Origin of the sequence: Megasphaera lornae (assembly GCF_000214495.1) — a bacterium.
Taxonomy (GTDB): domain Bacteria; phylum Bacillota; class Negativicutes; order Veillonellales; family Megasphaeraceae; genus Megasphaera; species Megasphaera lornae.
In genome coordinates this window covers 52,496-74,695 of the sequence record NZ_AFIJ01000045.1, presented here as the reverse complement: position 1 = coordinate 74,695, position 22,200 = coordinate 52,496, and the positions used below count along the sequence as shown (strand labels likewise).

The 22,200-nt window shown below is 48.2% G+C and carries 19 protein-coding genes and 1 pseudogene; 19 read left to right on the top strand and 1 reads right to left on the bottom strand.

Features of this window, described 5'->3' with window-relative positions; genetic code table 11:
* The first annotated feature begins 13 nt into the window (after positions 1–13).
* From HMPREF1039_RS07440 to HMPREF1039_RS07365, 15 genes and pseudogenes are all read left to right on the top strand, one after another.
* Complete coding sequence (locus HMPREF1039_RS07440) at positions 14–1,417, top strand: amino acid permease (protein WP_007391824.1); 1,404 nt, start codon at positions 14–16, stop codon at positions 1,415–1,417.
* Between the two features lie 272 nt (positions 1,418–1,689).
* Positions 1,690–4,377 (top strand): ESPR domain-containing protein, encoded by a 2,688-nt coding sequence (locus HMPREF1039_RS07435; protein WP_007391832.1) that lies wholly within the window; start codon positions 1,690–1,692, stop codon positions 4,375–4,377.
* Positions 4,378–4,577: 200 nt separating this feature from the next.
* Positions 4,578–4,862, top strand: a complete 285-nt coding sequence (locus HMPREF1039_RS08055; RefSeq protein WP_141557582.1) for a hypothetical protein — start codon at positions 4,578–4,580, stop codon at positions 4,860–4,862.
* 843 nt (positions 4,863–5,705) lie between these two features.
* The gene (locus tag HMPREF1039_RS07420; protein ID WP_007391823.1) at positions 5,706–9,089 is read left to right on the top strand and encodes an ESPR-type extended signal peptide-containing protein; all 3,384 of its coding nucleotides are present in this window, start codon (positions 5,706–5,708) and stop codon (positions 9,087–9,089) included.
* A gap of 151 nt (positions 9,090–9,240) precedes the next feature.
* Complete coding sequence (locus HMPREF1039_RS07415; RefSeq protein WP_007391817.1) at positions 9,241–10,230, top strand: TIGR01212 family radical SAM protein; 990 nt, start codon at positions 9,241–9,243, stop codon at positions 10,228–10,230.
* Positions 10,214–11,188 (top strand): PhoH family protein, encoded by a 975-nt coding sequence (locus tag HMPREF1039_RS07410; RefSeq protein WP_007391835.1) that lies wholly within the window; start codon positions 10,214–10,216, stop codon positions 11,186–11,188. The genes HMPREF1039_RS07415 and HMPREF1039_RS07410 overlap by 17 nt, the downstream gene beginning before the upstream one ends.
* A complete protein-coding gene (gene ybeY, locus HMPREF1039_RS07405) occupies positions 11,185–11,658 on the top strand; it encodes an rRNA maturation RNase YbeY (RefSeq protein ID WP_007391831.1) in 474 nt (157 codons plus the stop codon). Before HMPREF1039_RS07410 ends, ybeY begins: the two co-directional genes overlap by 4 nt.
* A complete protein-coding gene (locus HMPREF1039_RS07400; protein WP_007391815.1) occupies positions 11,655–12,047 on the top strand; it encodes a cytidine deaminase in 393 nt (130 codons plus the stop codon). The genes ybeY and HMPREF1039_RS07400 overlap by 4 nt, the downstream gene beginning before the upstream one ends.
* 15 nt (positions 12,048–12,062) lie before the next feature.
* Positions 12,063–12,961 (top strand): annotated as a pseudogene (era, locus tag HMPREF1039_RS07395) (GTPase Era).
* Positions 12,962–12,973: 12 nt separating this feature from the next.
* Positions 12,974–14,329, top strand: a complete 1,356-nt coding sequence (locus HMPREF1039_RS07390; RefSeq protein ID WP_007391800.1) for a hemolysin family protein — start codon at positions 12,974–12,976, stop codon at positions 14,327–14,329.
* The gene (gene recO / locus HMPREF1039_RS07385) at positions 14,295–15,011 is read left to right on the top strand and encodes a DNA repair protein RecO (RefSeq protein WP_007391852.1); all 717 of its coding nucleotides are present in this window, start codon (positions 14,295–14,297) and stop codon (positions 15,009–15,011) included. Before HMPREF1039_RS07390 ends, recO begins: the two co-directional genes overlap by 35 nt.
* A gap of 175 nt (positions 15,012–15,186) precedes the next feature.
* Positions 15,187–15,498: a 50S ribosomal protein L21 gene (rplU, locus tag HMPREF1039_RS07380; RefSeq protein ID WP_007391803.1), complete on the top strand. Its 312-nt coding sequence runs from the start codon at positions 15,187–15,189 to the stop codon at positions 15,496–15,498.
* Positions 15,498–15,833, top strand: a complete 336-nt coding sequence (locus tag HMPREF1039_RS07375) for a ribosomal-processing cysteine protease Prp (RefSeq protein WP_007391850.1) — start codon at positions 15,498–15,500, stop codon at positions 15,831–15,833. Before rplU ends, HMPREF1039_RS07375 begins: the two co-directional genes overlap by 1 nt.
* Entirely contained in the window at positions 15,826–16,116 is a 291-nt protein-coding gene (gene rpmA, locus HMPREF1039_RS07370; protein ID WP_007391853.1) for a 50S ribosomal protein L27, read from the top strand. The genes HMPREF1039_RS07375 and rpmA overlap by 8 nt, the downstream gene beginning before the upstream one ends.
* A 68-nt stretch (positions 16,117–16,184) precedes the next feature.
* Entirely contained in the window at positions 16,185–16,583 is a 399-nt protein-coding gene (locus tag HMPREF1039_RS07365; protein ID WP_007391799.1) for a hypothetical protein, read from the top strand.
* A 97-nt stretch (positions 16,584–16,680) separates the two neighbouring features.
* Here HMPREF1039_RS07365 and HMPREF1039_RS07360 read toward each other — a convergent pair whose 3' ends face one another.
* Positions 16,681–17,634: a magnesium transporter CorA family protein gene (locus HMPREF1039_RS07360; RefSeq protein ID WP_007391841.1), complete on the bottom strand. Its 954-nt coding sequence runs from the start codon at positions 17,632–17,634 to the stop codon at positions 16,681–16,683.
* 195 nt (positions 17,635–17,829) lie between these two features.
* Here HMPREF1039_RS07360 and HMPREF1039_RS07355 point away from each other — a divergent pair, with 195 nt between their 5' ends.
* The 4 genes from HMPREF1039_RS07355 to HMPREF1039_RS07340 all read left to right on the top strand — a co-directional run bounded on the left by HMPREF1039_RS07355 (position 17,830) and on the right by HMPREF1039_RS07340 (position 22,191).
* Complete coding sequence (locus HMPREF1039_RS07355; protein ID WP_007391829.1) at positions 17,830–18,612, top strand: SDR family NAD(P)-dependent oxidoreductase; 783 nt, start codon at positions 17,830–17,832, stop codon at positions 18,610–18,612.
* Between the two features lie 153 nt (positions 18,613–18,765).
* On the top strand, positions 18,766–20,253 hold the full coding sequence (locus HMPREF1039_RS07350; protein WP_007391795.1) for a WG repeat-containing protein: 1,488 nt from the start codon (positions 18,766–18,768) through the stop codon (positions 20,251–20,253).
* A 221-nt stretch (positions 20,254–20,474) separates the two neighbouring features.
* A complete protein-coding gene (locus tag HMPREF1039_RS07345; protein WP_007391811.1) occupies positions 20,475–21,071 on the top strand; it encodes a TetR/AcrR family transcriptional regulator in 597 nt (198 codons plus the stop codon).
* Positions 21,055–22,191, top strand: coding sequence for an efflux RND transporter periplasmic adaptor subunit (locus HMPREF1039_RS07340; protein ID WP_007391828.1), 1,137 nt, complete (start codon positions 21,055–21,057; stop codon positions 22,189–22,191). The genes HMPREF1039_RS07345 and HMPREF1039_RS07340 overlap by 17 nt, the downstream gene beginning before the upstream one ends.
* Positions 22,192–22,200: the final 9 nt, after the last annotated feature.

The window sequence follows — 22,200 nt, the reverse complement described above, 5'->3', positions numbered from 1 at the left end:
GTGAGGAGTATGCATGAATTTATTTCGAAGAAAGTCGTATGAAGACTTAATGACGGAAGCGCAGGATAAAAGCCTGTTAAAAGTATTGGGAGCTACGGATATTACGCTGTTGGGACTGGGCATTATTATCGGTACGGGTATTTTTGTCCTAACCGGTATCGGGGCGGCGGAATATGCCGGCCCCGGATTGATGCTTTCCTTTGTTCTGGCGGCCGTTACATGTGCCTTTATTTGCTTGGCCTATGCGGAATTGGCGTCCTTTTTACCGGTCGCCGGCAGTACGTATACGTATGCCTATGCTTCGTTAGGCGAATTTTTCGGCTGGTGGGTCGGATGGAGTTTAATCTTGGAATATTCCGTCGGCGCCAGTGCCGTTGCCGGCGGTTGGTCGGCATATTTTTGCGGTATTTTACATGCCGCCGGAATAGACTTGCCGAAGGTGTTAACCGCCGTTCCCGCCGAAGGCGGCTGGATCAATTTACCGGCCGTATTGATTGTATTATTCGCCACGTTTTTATTGGTTGTCGGCGTGCAGGCCAGTGCCAAAGTTAATCGCTTATTGGTATTTATTAAAATCGGTACGATTTTTATCTTTTTATTTTTGGCCGGTCCGCACATTCAACCTTCCCATTGGACGCCGTTTTTACCGTATGGGATAAAAGGGGTGGCCGCCGGCACGGCCGTTCTGTTTTTTGCGTATTTGGGAGTGGACGCCTTGGCGACAACGGCGGAAGAAGCTAAAAATCCCAAACGCGATATGCCCATCGGCATTATTGCCGCCTTGGCTTTATGTACCATTTTATATATTGCCGTGTGTGCCGTTATGACCGGTGTTGTTCCGTATAAACAATTGGATACGGCGGCGCCCGCTTCCTTCGTGTTGGAATATATCGGCATGCGCTTCGGCTCCGCTCTGGTAGGAACCGGCGCCTTATGCGGGTTATCAACGGTTATTTTGGGCATGCTGTTTGCACAAAGTCGGGCATTGTACTCCATGAGCCGTGACGGTTTAATTCCCATGCGCTTATACCACGTGCATCCGCGGTTTCGCTCTCCCTATATTATTCAACTTATTGTAGGGGTCCTGGTCGCCTGCATTACCGGGTTTACGCCCATTCACATTGTGGCGGAAACGTGCAGTGCCGGTACGATCTTTGCTTTCTTATGTGCCTGCGTGGGTATCTTGTTGTTGCGGAAACAATATCCGGATAAACCGCGCGGTTTTCGCTGCCCGGCAGTAAAAATTATTGCTCCGTTAGGATTTATTTTTTGCGCCTTTATTTTTTCACAACTTTCCGTGCATACTATGGTGCTGTTTGTGGTTTGGTCGCTTATCGGCTTTATCTTATATGCCGTATATGGCTATCGGCACAGCGTATTGCAAAAACAACTGCCCGGCGACGACCCGTCGAAATAAACGCGGTATCTTACCGGACCGTTTGAGAGGTTCTCAAACGGTCCGTTTTTTTATGGAAAAAATGCTATAGTATAATATAGATACATAAGGATACTGTATATAATTTCATTGCTTTTTATGGTTTACATATAATAATAATAATAATAATAATAATAGCTTTTAAAGTATCATTATATTGGTTGACAAAATGCAACCATTTGATATAATGTTTATTAAATCAGTAAACTTTTATTAGCAAAAAGGGTTGGTATATATAGAAAGGAAGAGGATATATGAATCATTGGTATCGCGTTATTTGGAGTCACGTAAAACATTGCTATATTGTGGTGTCGGAGCTTGCGAAACGGGACGGGAAATCATCCCGCCACGTCGGTAAAGGGCGGTTGACGGCTTTGGTGTTGGCGGCGCTGGTTTCACTGGGGAGCGGCGTGTATGCGGCTGAACCGCCGGCGGCAACGATATTGACGGCGGATCAACAAGCGGTATATAATGCGGTTTTGCAGGAGTTGGCAAAAAACGAGGTTAACAATATTTACGGGATTCACTATATTTCAGTGAGAGGCACGAGCAAATATTCTCACGACACCAATTTCGACAATGACGGCGCCAAGAAACCCGAAGGCATTGCCATCGGCGAAAATGCCAAAAGTGAGGGTTGGAGTGCCATTGCTATCGGTAGTGAGGCAAATTCTGCCGGCGGTTGGGATATAGTTATCGGAAAACAGGCCAAATCGACCGGTAAGCAGTTGGGAACCGCTATCGGCTATCAGGCTTCTGTTTCCGGTGATCGCGGTATTGCCTTAGGTGCGAATACGAATGTATCCGGACAAACGGGTATTGCCATTGGCGGAGAAGCTAAAAGTACCGGCTCTCGTGCTATTGCGATAGCGGAAAAGGCGGAATCATCGGGCGATTGGGGTATGGCAATCGGCGTAGATGCCCAAAATAAGGCACAATTGGGTATGGCTATCGGCTATGCTACAAAGGTGGAGGCTGCACAGGGTTTGGCTCTGGGTGTGCAGGCAAAAGTAACGAAGGTGAGAGGAATCGGTATCGGTACGAATGCGAATGTATCCGGTGACGACGGTATATCTTTCGGGAGTCAGACGAAAGCAGCCGGACAAGATGCCATCAGTATCGGTACGAGTGCGAGTTCTTCAGCCATGCGCGGGATAGCTGTCGGTAAGGAAAGTAGTGTGGCGGCTACGGCTGCACGTGGCATTGCAATCGGTGACGGGGCGTATGTAGGGGCTGTTAATGATAAACATAAGGGAACGGCTATGCCTAAACCGGGAGATAGTTGGACTCCTTCCATGCCGTTCCAACCGACAGATGATGATACCAAACCGGAAACGAGCAATAAGACACCGCAAGAAAATTCATTGGCTATCGGTATGCGTGCAAGTGCATTCGGTTACCAAAATATAGCCATCGGTGCGGCGGCGGAAGCACATGATACGAACAGTACAGTAGTGGGTGTAGCGGCAGTGGCGAAAGGTCATTACAGTACCGCTTTAGGAAAACAAGCTCGTACATACGGACAGGAAACGACATCTGTCGGTCATTGGGCGGATACACGTGATGAATTTGCTACGGCATTGGGTGCAAATAGTATTGCCTATAAAAAGGGTGCAACCGCGTTAGGCAGTAATGCCCGGGCATATGATGAAAACAGTGTAGCTATCGGCGCCAATTCCATTGCCAAAGAAGCGGTGGACGGAAAGGCATTGTATACGAATGAAGACGTAAAAGCGGCGGCCGGTATTGTATCGGTAGGGCATCCGGATTATACAGTAGGAGATAAAAAGGTAAAAGCCAATTACCGTCGTATTGTCAATGTGGCAGGCGGTATCTTGGATCATGATGCGGTGAACGTGGCACAACTGAAAGCGTTGGCTATGTTGCCCATGAATATGTACTCCGGCGGAAAAGTGGAAAATAATACTTACACACCGGGGCAAGCAAAGTGGAGTATGCCGCTTAACGAATTCTGCATGGATTTCGGTGACGGCTTGAAGGCAATAAAAGTGACCGATAAAGACGGAAAAAAATATACTCTTGTCACCCTTGATAAAGAAAGCCTTAAAGGAGATCCCGCTTTCAAAGGCGATAAAGGCGATAAAGGAGAAAGCGGACAAGCGGGGAAAGACGGAACAAACGGCAAATCCGCTTATGAAATATGGTTGGAAACACAGACCGATAAAACAAAAACGAAGCAAGATTTCCTCGACAGCCTGAAAGGAAAAGACGGTAAAGACGGAACAGGTGCGGACATCGACATAAACGTCGATACCGAAAGCGGCGTAAGTGTGAAACCTACTACGGACAATGCGGGTAAAAAGACGTATACTATCGGGTTCAACACAAAAATCAAAGCAGGCGAAGTACTGATTGACGGAACGAAAGATAAAGAAAATGTTGCTGTCGGCGAGGTGAAGATAAACGGAGAAAAAGGCAAAGGTACAATTACCGGACTTTCCAACAAGACATGGGATCCGAATCACATCGAGTCGGGACGTGCGGCAACGGAAGATCAATTGAAGGCGGCAACGCAAGGAATGCAAAATTGCATGACCGACATCAATCTGCACATGAACGGCATAGGTGCAAGCAATGCGGCACTCGCAGGACTTCACCCGTTGGAATATGACGAAGAGGACAAATGGGACTTTTCCGCATCCATGGGCAACTACAACGGAGCGAACGCTTTTGCACTCGGTGCATTCTATCGACCGAACGTACGTACAATGATTTCATTGGGCGGAACACTCGGCGGAAAAGAACATATGATAAATATCGGACTTTCCATGAAAGCCGGACAAGGTACAGACGGTAAAGTATATGCCTCACGAGTTGCAATGGCAAAAGAAATCAAAGCGCTGAAAGAAAAAGACGCACAACGTGACGAACAAATACGCAAATTGACTGAAATGATTGTCAAATTGCAACATAAAGCATAAAAAACGGACGGATTGAAGGGTATTCGAACGCTGCCAAATGGACGGCATCGAAAAAGACAAAAACGAAAATCCGACAATTGAAAGAATAAGAGTAAATTGATATTCATATATAAAACGCTTTCATCAATAAAGGTGAAAGCGTTTTGTATTGCTCCGAAAGCGTGTTCTTGTAAGCAAAAGCAACAACTTACAAACAATACTTGCACGAGTACAGAGTTGTAGAAAATGATGGAAAGATTGCTGTAATAAACGATAAAGCTTACACCGAAGTATATAGAAAAACAATAGGTGGCAAAGATTGCCGGATGGCAATAACGGTTGATAAGAAAGATCCGTCATGGTGGACTGATTATACGGTACAAAATACAAATAAGTGGTATGGGAGGGAAAGAGAAGTATTACGAGCTCCCCCGGGAAAAGACGGGAAATGGAAAACAAAAAAAGCTAAGTTTTTTTTCAAAAAAATGCCGATGCTCATGTCTTGACTATAGGACGAAGTAGAAAAGGACGAGATGAGAGTATAAACAGTATCTATTTCTTTTACGGGCAAGAAAGCACACCGTATTTCAGACGGAAAATTATAGATGAAAAAGCTAATATCGTTTCAAATAACTCCGGACTGCATGTAGCTGACGGGAATACCGATAGGTTCGGATGGGGTGTTCATAAGATTAAAACATTTGATAGCGGTTGGTACGGTGAGGCACTGTGCCAATATGCTTTGTTCAATCGTCATATTCATACGGTCCATGACGGTGTTTACGGCAGCCGGAAAGCAAATGTACAAGGAAAAGATATAGCTCTGTCATTGGGAATCGGACGCAAAATAAATCTTTTTTCAGACAAAGACAATTTACACCCGGTGAAAGATACGGAGATTATACGGCGGTATATATGCCGGACTATACAAATTGCATACGTATATCTGCATAGTGGATTGGGGAATAAAAAGTCGCAATGCCGAGCGCAAAGGCGTCGTTTCGGGTATACGGAAGACGCGGGCGCCGAGAAAAAGGGGCTGAATCATTGGATTCAGACCCTTTTTTTGTCGGCAGCGAGCAGCGATTTTCCGTCGTATTGCGTACGGCACTTGGTAGCGACTGCAAACGGTTGTCGCAGCATCTATTCATAGATACATAAGGATACGGCATATAGTTTTATTGCTTTTATGGTTTACATATAATAATAATAATAATAATAATAATAATAAGTGCTTTTTAGATATTTTATAATAGTTGATAAAATACAAAAAAATGATATAATATTTACTGAAGTAGTAAACATTCATTAATGGACAGGGTTGTTATACATAGAAAGGAAGAGGACACATGAATCATTGGTATCGCGTTATTTGGAGTCACGTAAAACATTGCTATATTGTGGTGTCGGAGCTTGCGAAACGGGACGGGAAATCATCCCGCCACGCCGGTAAAGGGCAGTTGACGGCTTTGGTGTTGGCGGCGCTGGTTTCACTGGGGAGCGGCGTGTATGCGGCCGAACCGCCGGCAGCAACGACCTTGACGCAGGATCAACGAGCTGTATATAATGCGGTTTTGCAGGAGTTGGCAAAAAACGGTGTTCACTATATTTCGGTAAAAGGCGAGAGCCAAGACAACGATTCCAATTACAACAATAACGGTGCCCAGGGTAAAGGTGCCGTAGCCATCGGCGAAAAAGCATTGGCGTCTAAAGGCGGTACCGTGTCTATCGGCAGAAATGCACATATCGAAGGTAACGGCGGTAATGCGAACGGTGAAGGCAGTGTCGCCATCGGTGATAATACCTTAATTACGACGAACGGGCTGGATTTGGCGAGTATCGCTATCGGTAAACATGCGAAGGTCTTGAACGGCAGCGGTAAACAGGAACGTGGCTTGAGCTTTACGCCGGATAATTTTGATAAACCGGGATGGTTTGGAAGCGGAGATACGTTGCCGAAAAATGCGGATAAAGTGCCCGGCGGTATCGCCATCGGTACGAATACGTTTGCCCGTTCGGGAAGTATTCAGTTGGGACATCATACCTTTGAAGGCCATCAAATGGGCGGTATCGACATTACGGAGAGTATGACGGAAAGTACTAAGGATACGAACGAGCAAGCCAATATTGTCGGCATGACGACCATCGGTACGAATACATACAATAAAGGCGCTCTTGCTAATATGTACGGTGCCTATTCTATTATTACAGGAGATTTTACCGGTGAGGGCGGCACGAATAGTTGGGACTACGGACCGCAAAATTTCGGCGCCAATGTGGTCGGTTCGTTGAACAGCATTCGTTCTAAAGGGCATAACGGATCATCCGGTGTGGCAAACAGCATTGTGGGGGTGGCCAATACGGTAGAAAACGCCAACGGCACGTTGGTGTACGGTGCCGGGAATAAGATTACTAATTCGAATAAATATATCAGTGCTCCCGGTGGTTTTACGACATTGAATACTTGGGAAGATACGGTAACGGCATTACAAAAGTCGATTAAAGAGAATGATTCCGGCGGTGCCGTCCTGGCTATCGGCGGCGGAAACGTAGCGGATTATGTACGTCATTCACAATTGGTCGGTGTCAACAATACCGTGACCGGTACGGAAAATAAAGTCAGCGAATTTAATATGGTAGACGGCTATAAAAATACGGTAACGAACGGTAAGCATGTGACCATGATCGGTTCTGAAAATACGGCCACCGACAGCGAATCCACCGTGGTCATGGGTGACAAGCAAAAAGTGACCAAGGTTAAACACGGCGTATTGCTGGGTTCGCAAGATAAGGAAACCGAAACGAACGTAGCCGATGTCGTCGCTATCGGTCATAATGCGCATGTGGAACAAGCAGGCGGCGTTGCCTTGGGCAGCGGTTCTATTGCTAAACGGGATAAAGGCGCCTTCGGTTACGATGTGGCAACGGGCAAAGTCCTTGACGAAGCGGGCGCGGCGGCAGCCCTTGGCAACAGTGCGGCACTTAAACCGTTGGCAGAAAAATATATTGCCGCTAAAACCGCTTATGAGCAAGCGAAGCAAGCCGTTGACGCTAAACAGCAAGAGGTTACGGCTATCGAAAACGTATGCGGTAAGATGTGTATTGCCGGTGAAAATGCGGATAAGAAGAGTAAGTTGAAACACGAATTAAATAAATTAAAAGCAACTTTAACGGAGAAACAAAAGACATACGAAGAATCACAAACCGCTATTAATAACAGCCTGTATCCCTGGAAATCGACAGCTGCCGCCGTATCGGTCGGCGATGCGGAAAAGGGGATAACTCGCCAAATTACGGGAGTTGCCGCCGGTACGGAAGATACAGATGCGGTGAACGTGGCGCAATTGAAGCGTGTGGCGGCAAAAATTAAGGATGTTGCCGACAATGCCGGCTCGAAAGTAGATATTAAAGGTGGTGATACAGGTATTACGGTAAAATCGGAGAAGGATAACAAAACAGGTGTTACTACGTATACGGTGGGATTGGGAAATACAATAAAAGCCGGAAATGTAACCATCAATGGAGAGGCGTCCGCCGATAATGGTAAAGACGGCAAGAGTACGATTACGGGACTTTCCAATACGACATGGGACGGCGCGAACATTGTCAGCGGTCGTGCCGCTACGGAAGACCAGTTGAAAGCAGCTGTGGAAAAGGTAGTAAGCGGATCGGCGAAACAAACGACGGTGACAAAAGGAACGAATATAGTCGTTACAGAAGGACCGAATACGGCCGGCGGCAAAGACTATACGGTTGCGTTGGACAAGAATCTCACCGGTTTGGAAAGTGCTACGTTTACTAAAACCGTTAAAAATGGTAATAAAGAAGAAACCACAAGCACTGTCATCAATGATTCGGGAACGACGGTTACGGACAAAGACGGCAATAAGACCGTCACCACAGCTGCCGGCATCACGATTACTGCGGGCGAAAATACGGTATCCTTGAAAAATGACGGCTTGCATAATGGTGATCATAAGATTTTAGGTGTGGCTGACGGACGTATTGCCGCCCAAAGTCGGGATGCGGTTAACGGCGGGCAAGTGTATCGGATGATGCAGGAAGCGGCGGCCGCAACGGATGGAAAAGTCGGAGCGGCGGCAGCAGGTTCGGCCGCTTTGGCAGCTTTGCATCCGCTGGATTTTGACCCCGATACGAAATGGAATGTAGCCGCTTCGTACGGCACGTACGGGCATTATCAGGCGTATGCGTTGGGAGCGTATTATCGTCCGAGTGAAAGTTCCATGGTCAGTGTCGGCGGCACGATCGGTTCCGGTGCCGATGCGATGAATGTAGGGCTGAGTTTTAAAGTCGGTAAGGGCAATTTGAATCATATCAGCACGTCACGTGTGGCCATGGCAAAAGAAATTCAGGATTTGCGGGCGGAAGTGGAAGCTTTGCGACAAGCGGTCATTTCTTTGCATGAAGGGCATGATGTGTCGCCGTTGGCGTCGGCGTTATTTTTAGATACGCCGGAAAACCATGCGGCCTATCAGGCGGTACAAGCGTTGGTGGCCAAAGGCGTATTACCGGCGTATGCGCAAGGTAATAAGGTGAAAACCCGGTATGAAATTGCGACGATGTTATATGCGGCCGTACAACAGGGCAAGGAAATAGACGGCACCTTGTTGCGGACGTTTGCGCCGGAATTGGAACGGGTTCATGTGGCGGTTATTTCCCGTAAGGAGAACGGTGAAGCGGCGATTACCCGTGTACGTGTAGGAAAGTTGTAAAAAAAAGAGCGTTTTTTCAGGAGCTGCGGCCCGGCCGGCGGCTCCTGTTTTTTTATACGTTGGCTACAGTAGGCGTGATGTAGTATAATGAAGTAAAAAAATTAATTTTTACGCACTCGGCAGTAGAGGGCGTAATAGTTTCAGGAGCGGTATGAACGAACGATATAGAGTGTATTCCACGTATTTAAAAGAAAAATATGGGGAAAAGGTATATAAATTGCCGATCAGTATTCCCGACACTTGTCCGAATCGGGACGGTACGTTAGGGTATAAGGGGTGTGTATTTTGCGGCTCCATCGGGGCGGGCTATGAAAATTTACCGGCATCGGTTTCGGTGGCCCGACAAATTGCGGCGAACATTGCCCATATTCAGCCGAAGTATAAGGCGAAGAAGTTTATTGCGTATTTTCAGAATTTTACGAATACCTATCTTTCTCCGGCGGCGTTTCGCACGTTTTTGCAGGCGGCGTGTACGGATTCTATTGTGGGCCTGGCCGTTGCGACCCGGCCGGATTGTATTCATCCGGCGTATTTGGATATTTTGGCGGAGATTCAACAGCAATACGGGGTGGATATTTGTTTGGAATTCGGGTTGCAAACGGCGAATTATAAGACGTTGGAGCGCATCAATAGGGGGCATACGGTAGCGGAATATATTGATGCGCTGCTTATGGTGCGCCCTTATGGCTTTCGGGTGTGTACGCATGTGATTTTGGATTTGCCGTGGGACACGGAGGCGGATACGATAGAGACGGCCAAAATTATTTCCGCGTTGCCGAATCAGGAAGTAAAGTTGCACGCCTTGTATATTGTCAAGGGGACGCCCATGGCGACGTGGTACAAAGAAGGGCGGATTCGCTTGTGGCCCTGCGAGGAATATGTGCGACGCGCCGTGTCTTTTTTAGAATATACGCGCCCGGATATCGTGTTTCAGCGGTTGGTCGGCCGCGTTCCCAAGGAAGCGGCGGAAACGGCGAATTGGGGCATGGGTTGGTGGAAGGTGCGCGATATGATTGACGAAGCGCTGGTACAGCGACACACGTGGCAGGGGAAGTTATGCACGTATTTACATGGAAAAGCGGTGCGCAAATGGGTAGCGACAGAAGAGGAGTCGAGTAAAAAGGATGGAGAACCGGATTAACTGTGCGGAAGTAGAGGAATTACGGGAGATTTTGGGCCGAAACGACGAGTTTTTGCGGCTGTTGCAGCACTTGTTGCCGGCTTGTCATATGGTCGTGCGGGGGATGGACATTCTGCTGCAGGGCGAGGCGGCGGAGACGGCGTTAGCGGCGGAAACGTTGGCGATGTTGCAGTATTTGTATCGGGAACATACGTATATTACGGGGCAACATGTGCGGTATATCGTGTCGATGTTGCGGCGCGGCGCGGGCGCGCAGTTGCAGGCGCTGTATAGTGATACGATCAGTATTTCGGCGCGGGGGCGGCGGATTAAGCCGAAGACCCTGGGGCAAAAGGCGTATGCCGATGCCGTTCGTCGGCATGCCGTGACTTTCGGCATCGGGCCGGCAGGTACGGGAAAAACGTATTTGGCAGTGGCGCTGGGCGCCTTTTATTTAAAAAATCATGAGGTCGAGCGTATTGTACTGACCCGTCCGGCCGTGGAAGCGGGAGAAAAACTGGGATTTTTGCCGGGAGATTTACAAGAAAAGATAGATCCGTATTTACGACCGCTGTACGATGCGCTGACGGATGTGTTCGGTGCGGAGCAGTATCGGAAATTAGCCTCCCGGACGATTATAGAAGTAGCGCCGTTGGCGTATATGCGCGGGCGAACCTTGGAACATGCCTTTGTGATTTTGGATGAAGCGCAGAATACGACCCGGGAACAGATGAAAATGTTTTTAACGCGTATGGGCAATCATTCCCGTTTTGTTATTAACGGCGATACGTCGCAAATTGACTTGCCGGACGCCGGCAAGTCGGGATTGGTCGAGGCGGAACGGGTGTTGGCACAAGTCGCGGGCATCGGGATGGTTCATTTTTCCGCCGCAGATGTTGTGCGCCATGATATGGTTTCCCGCATTATTCGGGCCTATGAAACGTTTAATGAAAATCGCGAGGAGGAACGCAGAGGATGAATATTACGATTACTTATGAAGAAGCGTCTTTTCAGCAGGACGCTTATGAAAAAATTATTACACGGGTTTGCAGTGAAGCGGCGTTGGTATACGGGCTGGGACCGAAGGCGGAAATCAGTATTTTATTGTGTCATAATGAATATATTCATGCGTTGAATAAACAATATCGGCATATCGATCGGCCGACGGATGTGTTGTCTTTTGCGTTAAATGAGGGGGAGGACGACGGCTACGACGGACCGGATACGGCGTTGTTGGGAGATATTATTATTTCCTTGGAAAAGGTGGCGGAGCAGGCGGCGGAATACGGTCATTCTTTTGAACGGGAGTTGGCGTATTTAACGATTCACGGCATGCTGCATATTTTAGGATATGATCATATGGAACCAGAAGATAAGGCGGAAATGCGCGGCGAAGAAGAGTTTATTTTGCGCCGCTTGGGCTATGTGCGCGAAGGAGAAACGTTATGATTGATGATGTGATTTGTCGGCGTTTGTTGGCGGCCGCCCGCGCCGTACGCGTTCGTTCGTACGCTCCGTATTCCCGCTTTTCTGTCGGAGCGGCCGTATTGGGAACGGACGGCATGGTATATACGGGGTGCAATGTGGAAAATGCGTCTTACGGTCTTACGATTTGTGCGGAACGCAACGCGATGACGCATGCCGTGGCGGCCGGTTGTCGGGAATTTACGGCCGTGGCGATTGTGGGCAATGAAGAGCACTATACGCCGCCGTGCGGCGCGTGTCGGCAAGTATTGGCGGAGTTTAATGTGCCGCTGGTGATTTTGGGAAAAAATGAGACGGCGTATACGATTGTGCCTTTGGCGGAATTATTGCCGTTCGGGTTTAATTTGTTGTAAGGAAGAGGAGCAGGCATGGAAGAAAATCAGTTTTTGTCCGGGTTTGTGGCGGTTGTAGGGCGCCCGAATGTAGGAAAATCTACGTTAATTAATTATATAGTGCGACAAAAAGTGTCGATTGTATCGGACAAGGCACAAACCACACGCAATCGGATTCTTTGTATTTATACGGATGCGGCCGGTCAAATTGTTTTTTTGGATACGCCGGGGATCCACAAGCCGAAACACAAATTGGGCGAATATATGGATGCGGCGGCGTATCAATCGTTGCGGGATATTGATGCCGTCTTGTTTTTAGTGGCGGGAAATGAGAAAAAAGGGCCCGGCGATCTGTTTGTGGCGGAAAAATTAAACGCTTGTAAGGTGCCGGTTTTTTTACTCATTAATAAAGTGGATTTGTTGACGAAAGCGGAGATTTTACAAAAAATAACGGAGTACCGTTCGGTGTATCCGTTTGCCGGGATTATTCCCGTTTCTGCACGTACGGGTGATAATGTGGCGACCGTGATGGGCGAATTGAAAAAGATATTGCCGCCGGGACCGCAATATTTTCCGGAAGACATGGTTACGGATCAGCCGGAACGGGTGTTGGCGGCGGAAATTATTCGAGAAAAATTACTGCTGTCGTTACGGGAGGAAATTCCGCATGCTATTGCCGTGTATGTAGACGAAATGAAAAAACGGGAAAAAATAAGGTCTATATTCGGGCCACCGTGTATGTGGAACGAAATTCGCAAAAACGGATTGTTATCGGTAAAAACGGCAGTGTTTTAAAAGAGGTGGGACAGGCGGCGCGACAGGAAATTGAAAATTTGTTGGGCTCGTCCGTATTTTTGGATATTTGGGTAAAAATCAAGGCCGACTGGCGGAATAAAGCGTCGGCTCTGCGGGAATTCGGCTATCACGAGGAATAGGAGTACGCGTACATGGAAGGACAAATCGTATGGCCGTACGTGCTCGGCTTTTTGTTGTGTGTATCGGTCAGTGCCTGGTGCGTGATGGGAAAATTTTCTTTTGTGCAATTACGGCGGGAATACTGGGAAGACGCGGCACGAGAAGGGGACGAAAAGGCCGCGCGGATGATGGCGTTGTATGAAAAGCCGGAATTATTTTTAGGGGCGGCACAGTTCGGGATGGTCGGCAGCATACTGGCGGCCGGCGCGTTGTTGGTGCAAGTGTTGCGACAGATGTACGGCCCGCTGTGTGCGTATGGTCCGAGTCCGGCAATCGGCGTTTTCGGGGTGTGTGCCGTGTTGGTGGTTGCCGTTTCGTTTTTATGGGTATTCGGCGAATTGATGCCCAAATCCGTCGGCCTGGAACGGGCGGCGGCTACGCTGAAAATGGTCAGTCCGTTTATTACAGGGTTGCAATGGCTGCTATACCCTTTGTTGTATACAGGGCTGGCCGTGAGTCACGGTATTTTTCGGCGGTGGCATTTACGGATGACGAATGAAACGGATATGGCACATTCGGAAGACGAGATTCGACTCTTAGTGACGGCCAGTCATAAAGAGGGAAAAATTGATCAAGTGGAAAGCGAATTAATTGATAATGTGTTCGATTTTGCCGATCGGCTGGCCAAAGAAATTATGGTGCCGCGGCAAGATATGGTATGCCTGTATACGGAAGATACAATGGCGCGACATTTGGAGATTATTCGGCAATCGCGGCATACGCGGTATCCGTTGTGTGCGGAAGATAAGGATCACATTTTAGGCTTGGTTCATATTAAAGATGTCATGGAAGTATATATTCATAAACGCAGCAATTTGCGGTTAATTAAACGACCGATTTTGATGATTCCCGAAATTATGCCCGTATCCAAGTTGTTACAGCTCATGCGTACAAGGCGCACGTATTTGGCGATTGTCGTAGATGAATACGGCAGTACGGTGGGGCTTATCGGGCTGGAAGATATTTTGGAAGAATTGGTCGGTAACATTCGGAATGAACATACGGCGGAAAAAGAAGAAATTCAGCCGTTAGCCGACGGCGCCTATGAATTTGACGGTACCGTCTTATTGGAAGATGTGGCGGAATTATTGCATATTCCGGTGGAAGAAGATGTAGATACGGATACCATAGGCGGCTATGTATTTAATTTGTTGGGGCATACGCCGTCGGTAGGCGATCGGGTACGGATCGGCGAGTATCGATTTTCCGTATCGGAAGTACGGCGTTTCCGCATTGCACGGTTGCAGGCCGTACCGGATAAAAAGAAGGAACAGGAAAAGCGGGCCGAAGAGAATGAAAGCATACAAGCGGTGGACACAAAAAAGTGAAAATTATGAAGGGATTGTTATTAAACTGCGGCGTACGGGACAATCGCAGGTGGTGACGATTTATACCGTGGAAAAGGGATTGGTGCGGGTGCTGTATCGTCGGCACAAACAGACGACGGCGGCGATTACGCCGTTGGGGAAAATTTCTTTTTCGGCGGCGGCGCAGGGGGATATTTTGCTTATGGGAGAATTTGAGTGTCGCTCGAATGCCGCTATACGGGAGTTGACGTGGGAACGATTTATTTACTCGCAAATATTTTTGGAAATGCTGTCGGTATTAGTGCCGCCGACGGTAGCGGACCGCGCCGTGTATCGGTTGTTATTGCAATATACGGCGGCCTTTGCTTATAAAGATCCGCGCATTGTTACGATTATTGCCGGTTGGCAATTGGTCGGTCTGGCCGGGTTTTATCCGGATACGCAGCGACTTCGGGTTACTTGCACGGGCAGACGGGAAAATCGCGGGCTGTATTATGTCGGCGAAACGTTGTCTGCGGAACAGGCGGAAGTCGACGTACCGGAGTCGGTACGACAGATGTGGCAAACACTGTTGACATATCGGTGGGGACAACGGCAGATTATTCATTTGCAGGAAAAAGGGCTGCAATTTTTGGAAGATTTACTATACAGTTATGTGGAACAATGGAGTGAAAAGAAGTTGAAAAGTCCTGCTTTACGCTGACCGGAGAAGCCGGGAAAAGGCGGGGTAAATAATTTAAATTTTTTCTTGCTATTATGCGGAAATTTTGTTAAACTGAAATAGTCGTAGCATAAGTGGCTGTGATAAGCCGCATGAAGAGGCTCATAAGTCCGTAAGGCGCCGTATTCAGCGAGTATATTAAGAGGAGGTGTCACTCATGTACGCTATTATTAAAACCGGCGGCAAACAGTATCGTGTGCAGGAAGGCGATAATATTTTTATTGAAAAAGTTGCCGGAGAAGTAGACTCTCAAGTCGTTTTTGACCAAGTGCTGGCCGTTGTAAAAGACGGTGATGTCAAGATCGGTACGCCTGTTGTAGAAGGTGCCAAAGTTACCGCCAAGGTACTGAAACAAGGAAAAGAAAAGAAAATCCTGGTGTTCAAGTATAAGGCGAAATCCAATTATCGTCGTCGTCAAGGTCATCGTCAACCGTTTACCAAGGTTGTTATTGAAAAGATTGAAGGCTGATGATTACGATTCATGTAAAGGCGGACGTAAACGGAAACTATACCGCTTTTTCTATTGCCGGACACGCCGAATACGGCGAGGCGGGGCAGGACATTGTATGTGCCGCCGTATCGGCATTGGGACAGACCGCTTTATTGGGGCTGTTGAAATATGCGGCGAAGCAAGTGACGTATACGGTGAAAGCGGGCGCGTTATCCGTGTCTCTGCAGAAAACCGATGAACGGACACAAGTTATCATGGATACGATGATTTTAGGATTACGGGAGATTACAACACGGTACGGAGATTATGTCGTACTTGCATTAGAAACGTCGGGAGGTGGACGTAATGTTTAACTTTGATTTGCAGTTATTCGCTCATAAAAAAGGGACAGGTTCGACACGTAACGGTCGCGACAGCGAATCGAAACGGTTAGGTGTAAAACGCCATGACGGTGTCATCGTAAAAGCGGGTAACATACTCGTTCGCCAGCGCGGCACGCATTTCCATCCGGGCACTAACGTAGGCATCGGTAAAGATGATACGTTATTTGCCATGGTAGCAGGAAAAGTTGCGTTTGAACGCGCCGGTCGCAGCAATCGTAAAGTAAGCGTATATCCGTTGGAAGCGGAAGCATAGGAACGTAAGAGGATCCTGCAGAGTTTTTCTGCGGGATTTTTTTTCTATACACAGGGAGGAGAGGCTGTATGCGGGTATATGTAAATGGTGAAGCGCGAGAGTTGGCGGTATATGATCGGTTGACGGGAAAAGAGTATGCCAAATTAATTGTGTGTGCTCAAGAACGCTTGGAAACCGATGAATACGGTGCTTTTTGTATGACTGAAGAGGAATTTTCGTATTGGCGGGATATTGTGACCCAACAACAAGAATCGGAAGATATTATTTTCTTATTGGCCACGGTAGTGGATAAGCAGGAAATGGATGATTATATTTTTGAAGAAACGAAATATTTAACGGCTACCAAGGCTTCGGTTCAAATGGAAAATCTTTGCGTAAAAGATTTAAAAACGGCAGTGGAAACAAAGGATTTTTCCTGGTTGGAAGAAAACGGTTTTCGTAAAACTGCGGAAAAATTACAGGCATAAGGGACGGTATTGCCTGCAACTTGCGGCAATCCGGGCGAGGAATACCAAAAAAGCGACCTTTATAGAGGTCGCTTTTTTTATACAGTTAAGTCGATTTTTAAAATAAATCTTTGCGCCAGAGCATGAGAAACGCCAAGACGGCAAATACACAGGCAATGCCGATCACATACAGATAGCCGAGCGGACTGTGCGCAAAGGGGAGAGGCACGTTGATTCCCCAAAAACTGAAGATAATAGTCGGGACGGCTAAAATAATGGTAATGGAAGCCAAAAATTTCATGACAATATTCAAATTGTTGGAAATAATGGAAGCAAACGTATCGGACATGTTCATGAGAATATTGGAATACATTTCTACCATTTCAATCGCCTGCTTGTTTTCAATAATAACATCTTCCAGCAAGTCTTCATCTTCTTCGTACATTTTCAGTAAGTGATGCAGCCCGGCATTGCGTCGCAGGCGCATCAGCCGCTCCATTACAATGCCGTTACTGCGAAGGGCGGAAGTGAAGTAGGTTAATGATTTTTGCAGTTCCAAGAGCAGAAAAAAATCTTTGTTGCGCATAGAATGACGCAACATGCTTTCCGTGTCATCCGTACGCCGATTGATTTGTAATAAATAGCGTAAAAACAGCGTGGCGGATCGATATAAAATTTGAAATAAAAAGCGTGTTTTTTTGAAGGTATAAAACAAGGGGTACTTGTTTTCCGTAAACGCACGCATTACATCGGTTTCTTCAATACAGAGGGTAATAATAAAATCTTCTGTAATGAAAATGCCTAACGGCAAGGTATCATAGCTGTCTTTTTCCAACAGAATGGGAATGTTTATGACGACGAAAATATAGTCGTCTTCCAATTCCACGTGCGAACGTTCTTCCGTATCCAGGGCGGTTTTCAGCACATCTGTAGGAATTTCGGTGACCATGGAAACCAGTTGTAAATCTTCCGAATCGGGATTTACGACATGAATCCACGAGCCTTTTTCGGCAGCTACGAGGGAGATATTGTTTTCTAAGTGTCCGTTAATATGTTTGTATACTTGTAACATTCGACACTCCCCCCTTTTATAGCATAATCATTATGACACTTTAATTAATATACCTATATTTAAGCGGTTCGTCAAGTTAAATGCGGCACCTTTTATATTTTCTTTCCGGCGGGAATTTTGCCGGCGCAAGAGGCGGGAAAGACCGCAAGAAGCCGGGGTTTTGTGCTATACTGAATAGTAGAAAAGAGGGATAGTATGCGACATATTGCACTTATTACCGGCGCCTACGGCGGGCTGGGGCGTTGTTTTGCCGCGATACATGCACGATACGGCGGCGATCTGGTGTTAGTGGGCAGAAAAGAAGCGTTGTTGGCTTCGCAGTGTGCGGCCTTGCAAAAAGAGTATCACATACGGGCAGTGTACCTGGTACAGGATTTGGCACGGCACGAGGCGGCGGATTATATTTTTTCACAGTGCAGTACCCGGTACGGCGATATTTTGTACCTTATTAATAATGCCGGCTTCGGGGGACAGGGAGAGTTTGCCGCGCGTGCCGATATAGAGGATACGCAGATGATGACGGTGAATATGGAAACGCCCACCCGGTTGTGCAAGCTGTTCTTGCCGGGCATGATACAACGAGGCAAGGGCAATATTTTGAATGTCAGTTCCATTGCGTCCCGGTTGCCGGGACCGTTACAAGCGGTATATTTTGCGACGAAAGCGTATATGACCAGTTTTTCCAATGCCTTATGGAGAGAAACCGCGCATACCGGAGTGGGCGTGACGTGCTTGATGCCGGGAATTTTGGCGACCGGCTTTACGGTTCGCGGGCATTTGGAGCGTACGGCATTATTTGCCCATGGCGGAGCCGCGCCGATGGAAGCGGCGATTGCCGGTTATGAAGGGATGCGAAAAGGAAAAAGGAATGTGTTTTGTGTACATCCGAAGTGGTTGGAATATGCGATTCCGTATGCTTCGTTGGCGCCTGAAAAATGGCTGCTCGATTATGTGTATGAGCAGCAACGTAACCGGTAATCCGAGCGGCAGGTTTCTTATTTATGTATAACGTATACCGATATGGCATAGAATAAATACTTCTTTCGTCTTTGTTCTGCATGATATACTATGGGAAGTACAGCGATATAGTACAGTTATGAGAGGTTTGGGTACGGCATAAAGGAGAATAGGATGATACGAAACTATAAGAAGATTTTTTTATTGATGCTTTTATTGTACGGCGGTGCCGCCTTGGCGGGAAGCGGGGCGACCGAACCGGCGACGATATATACTCATCGCCATCGGGAAACGGCGAAGGTTACCGTGACGGAAAGCCGTACGTCGACGACGGCACGAACGGAAACGGTGCGGCGCGGGCGACACGTACAGGCGGGGGCGACATGGGCGTCGGAATTGGGCGCCGGGGTGTATGCGGGGCGGCAACCAAAGCAAGGGCTGCCGCTGTTACCGATGCAGGCGCCGGTCAAGCCGGCCGATGATCGGGCCTATGAAGCCGGAGCGTTGGCCTTGGTGAAAGAAGACGGAAAATGGGGTATCTTGGGAAAACACGGACGGTTTACGACCGCGCCGCGGTATGACCGGTTGCAATATCAAGAGGACGGCGTGTTTGTCGCCGGTTGGGAAGGAAAAACTTGGCATATTACGACGTATGGCAAAGTGGTCACGGCCCCGGAAATACGAAGAATGAAAGAAAATGTTCATTTTTATCATGCCAAAAAAGGTTACGGGTTGATGGCTCCTTCCGGGCAGCCGATTACGCCGCCCATCTTTTCCGAAGTGCTCACGCCATTTCAGGAAGGATTGGGATTTGTTAAAACCGGAAAGGGCAAGGTGGTGGCGGTAGATGCAACCGGAAAGCCCGTATTTGTTGCGCCTTCTTCCCGCGTGAAACCTTTTGTGCACGGACTGGCGGAGTTTCGTCGTACACAACACCGGGTGAATCGGGGACGTTTGGCGGGGATGGTCCTGCAAAATAGTTTTTCTGCAGCAGGCATGACGATTACGGCGGCGACTCCGGTGACGTATCAAAGCGAAAAACGGGGGTATATGGATCGCAGCGGCAAGATTGTGATTGATACGAATTACGACGCCGTGTATCCTATGACGGAATGGGGAACCTTTATTTCGCATCAAGGGAAATTGCGGTTTGTGGACCGACAGGGGAAGATTCTTATTCCTCCCGGGGCATACCGATTGGTGCCGCAACAGTTGGATTTGGTTTCCGGCCGGGCGGCGTTGGAAGATAAAAAAACGGGACGCATTACGGTGTGGTCTTTGGCAACCGGAAAACGTCTGTCGGCGGATACATATGAGGCGGTTTTCTTTTTAAGCCCCTCCCTGTGGGCGGCTAAAGAAGGGCGGTCGTTGGTGTTGATACAGGCAAGTACGGGAACGCCGCAGGCAGTGTTGCCGGATACGATCGGGATCCTGCCGTCGGGAGAAGAAGATTATACCTGGGTATACGGTACGGAGCACGCGTATCGGATTATTGAGCGGACCGGCAGAACGGTGTATACCGCCGCGCCGCAAACCTTACAGGCAGTAAAGCCGTTTCGTCGCGGGCTCAGTGCCGTTAAAAAAGAAGGCAAATGGGGCGTTGTAGACAGCCGCGGAAGAATTGTCGTGCCCTTTTTGTACGAAGCAATAGAGTTAGTATAACCGCCCGGCAGGGGAACATAGCGGCGCAGGCGGCTATAAAGAAGAAAAAGCACTTTGTTTTCTCTAGGTTTTTGTGTAATTCGACAGTAGCATAGAGAACGGACGAAGTGCTTTTTTGTCGTAGGGTTTGACTTTGAAAAAAAATATATTAAACTGAAATTGGTACTGTAGTTTACGAAAATAGTTTTATTGCGAAAGACGGGAAGGTAGAAGGCGATAGTATGAAAGATGTATTGCGGCGGCGGCTCTTAGAAGCAACGTTGCGGTTAGTAAGCGAGCAGGGCCCTGCGTTTCGGATGGACATGTTGGCGGCACGGTTACATATCAGTAAACGTACGGTATATGAACAGTTTTCTTCCAAACAGGAATTAATTTGGGAAGCTGTCTTTTTCTTTGCCCGAGAAATGTATGAGGCGCATAAGCAATTAGCGGCCGATTCGACGTTGACGACGGAAGAAAAGATTCTCTCGTTTTTTCGGGTATCGCCGCAACAAGAACAGCTGTTTTCGCTGCGTCGTATTCAAGATGCGTTGATGCGGGCGCCTTTAGTGCGGGAGAAATTGCATGAGTTGGAAGCACGAAATTGGGACTTGCTGGAACAGTTGTTGCATGCGGCACAGCGGGAAGGGAGTTTGCGCGATGTGGATTGCACGTTGTGTATGCATATGATTAAAGCGGCGGCCGCGGAAAGTTTGGCGTACATGGAAAACGCGGCGCACCGGTGTTCTTTTTTTGAGTATATGACGCAATGTTTACAAGTATTGCTGTATGGCATGAAAGCGGACGGGAGGAACGGGATTCATGAAACGAACGTATAAGGCGGCAATGATGAGTTTGGTTTTTGTGTTGGCGGCAGTGTTGGCAGGATGCGGCGCACCGCCGGGATTGCCGAAAGGTCCGATTCGGGTGAATACGTATACGGTGACGGCGGAAACGGTGCCGTTGCGGGCGGAGTATAGCGGTACGGTAGCGGCGGCGGCACAGGTGCCCATTCGTTCCCGTATTTCCGGTCGGGTGCTGGTCAAATTTGTGCAGGGCGGGCAGACGGTGCGAGCCGGACAGCCGTTATTTCGCTTGGACAGTCGGGAGTATGATGCCGCTTTGGCGGCGGCGTTGGCCGAGCAGGCACAGGCGTCTGCCGGGTTGGCGAATCAAAAACTGAACTACCATCGGTATCGGGCCTTGGCCGCACAGGATGCCGCAGCGGCACAAGCCGTGACGGATCGGGAAGCGGCCGTGCGGCAACAGGAAGCGGTCGTACAAGCGAATGCGGCACAGGTGCAACGGGCACGCGATAATGTGAAAGATACGATTATTTATGCGCCTTTCAGCGGTAAGTTGAGTGTCGATGATGTGCCGGTAGGTACGTATGTGACCGCCGGTTCGACAGCATTGGTCACGATTTCTTCGACGAATCCTGTATTTGTGGAATTTTCTTTGTCGGAACAGGATTATTTACAATGGATGAAAGAAAAAAATCGTACCGGTACTTGGGGCGCTGCGGTACAATTGCGCCTCAGTGACGGGAGCATATATCCGTATACCGGCCATATAGCACAAATGGATCCGCGGTTGAATGAAGCCGGCGGCGCGATTGTCGTTAAGGCCGTGTTTGACAATCCGCAGCAGTTGTTGATTCCCGGGTTATACGGAACGATTTTGCTGACGGGACAAACGGCGCAACCGGTGTTGCTTGTGCCGCAGCGGGCGGTACAGCAAATGCTGGGAAAATATTTCTTATCGGTTTTAAATCGGCAGGGACAGGTGCAAAAGAAGGAAGTACAGGTCGGCCCTAAAACGGGTAAATTTTGGGTAATTACGTCCGGCGTGAAAGCCGGCGACGTGGTTATTGTAGACGGTTATGAAAAAGCCGAGGGAGCGGTGTTGTCACCGCATGTCCTGACCAAGGCCGATATTGAACGGGATACGGTGTCGTAGGAGGAGAGA